2 protein-coding genes and 1 pseudogene are annotated in these 1,602 nt (G+C 74.3%); all 3 read right to left on the bottom strand.

All coding sequences use genetic code 11. The features are described 5' to 3' along the window. On the bottom strand, window positions 1-193 hold a 193-nt coding region (locus I71_RS31150; RefSeq protein ID WP_042703479.1), incomplete at its 3' end, for a hypothetical protein. Between the two features lie 10 nt (window positions 194-203). Beyond that, window positions 204-1,100 carry a DotU family type IV/VI secretion system protein gene (locus tag I71_RS31145; RefSeq protein ID WP_244434164.1) on the bottom strand — a complete coding sequence of 299 codons (897 nt, stop codon included), beginning with the start codon at window positions 1,098-1,100 and terminating at the stop codon, window positions 204-206. A gap of 322 nt (window positions 1,101-1,422) precedes the next feature. Next, window positions 1,423-1,581 (bottom strand): annotated as a pseudogene (locus I71_RS40325) (transcriptional regulator); the annotation flags it as partial. Between the last annotated feature and the right edge of the window lie 21 nt (window positions 1,582-1,602).

Genomic DNA, 1,602 nt, shown 5'->3' with positions numbered 1-1,602 from the left:
GCAGCAACAGCCAGCAGGCCAGCCCCAGCGCCAGCGCGCCCGGCAGCGACGCCGCCCAGCGGCTGCGGGCGGAACGGTGCGGCGATGGTGCGGCGGCGGGCCTGCGCCTGTCCCGGGGGCGGCGCCTGACGGTCTTCTTCGCCGTTTTGCTCGCCGGGCTGGCGCCGGCCTTGACGGGACGGGGGTCGGCCATGGCGGGCGCCCTAATGCGGATAGAGGCGGATGTCGATCCGCCGGTTGGCGTCGCGCCCGGCCGCCGTGTCGTTCATTGCGATGGGCTCCTGGTCGCCATGCCCCTCGGCCGACAGGCGGGTTGGCGGGATGCTGCGCTCCAGCAGCTTGCGGACCGCTTCGGCGCGGGCATCGGTCAGGGCCTGGGCAGTGGGAAGGCGGCCATTCGGCGGGGTCTGGTCGTCGGTGTGGGCGACCACCAGGATGCTGCCGGCCTCCGCCGCCAGGGTCTGCCCCACCCGCTCGACGACGACGCGGTGGCGGGCCTTCACGGCATCGCTGCCGGTGGCGAACATGGCCGCCGCCGGGATGCGGATGACCAGCGCGCCATCCTCCCCCGCCAGCACCTCGACGGCGCCGGTGCGGATTTCCGGGGCAAGCTGGCCGGTGATGCGGGCGATCAGGGCCGGACCGGCGGCGGGCGGCGGCGGTGGGACCAGCCGGGCGATCTCGATGGCGCGGTCGGGCAACAGGGCGGCGATGCGGGCCACCACCGGCTCCGCCTGCCGGTCGAGAGCGCCGGCGAGATGGACATAGAGGCCGGACAGGCCCAGCGCCAACACCGCCCAAACCATCCAGCCGGACAGGATCCAGCCGGGCAAGGCGCCCTCCAGCCTGCCGCCCAGCGGCCGGAACGGCTCCTTCACCCCCGCCCAGGCCGGCGACAGCTCCGCCGCCGCATCGCCGCGGGCGCGGCGCAGGACGCGGTACAGCTCGTCGCGCAGGCGGGCGAGGTCGTGGGCACCGCCGGGCCTGTCGCGGAAGCGGCCTTCGAACCCCAGCGACAGGCAGGCGTAGAACAGCTCCAGCGCGTGGCGGTGGCGGCGCGGGTCGCCGAGCATGCCGTCGAGCAGGTCGAAGAAGCGCACGCCCGCCCCCGGTTCGGCCACGGCCATCCCGCCATGGCCGGCGGCCAGGGCGACACTGGGCCTGGACGACGTCGAGGACGGAACGCATCAGCTTCGGCCTCAACCCGTCGGGGGCATAGAGGCCGGCGCCGTCCTGGCCCGCCAGCAGGGGATCGGCATCGACCAGCACCATGGCGACCGGCATCACCGCGTCGGGGGCGCGGCCGTCCGCCTGCTCCAGATCGGCGCGGGCCTCGGCCAGCTTGGCCTCGCACAGGTGGCGAAGATCCTCGGTCAGCCGGTCTTCCACTGTCTTGAACAGGTCCATGCGGCGGGTGGCCTGCTCGAACCAAGCCTCCGGCGTGATGCCCGACAATTCGCCGTGGCGGGCATCGTCGCTGAGCGCCAGCCCCCGCATCCGCTCCACCTCCGCCACTGCCGGATCGGCCAGGAACGAGCGGAAGGCGGCGGCTTGGACAGGATCGGCAAACTCCGCGAAGATGCGGAGGGCGCGGTTCTGGGC

Source organism: Azospirillum sp. B506, from assembly GCF_000333595.1.
GTDB lineage: Bacteria > Pseudomonadota > Alphaproteobacteria > Azospirillales > Azospirillaceae > Azospirillum.
The sequence above is the reverse complement of the archived record's forward strand: the minus strand, read 5'-3'. Positions and strand labels throughout refer to the sequence as shown.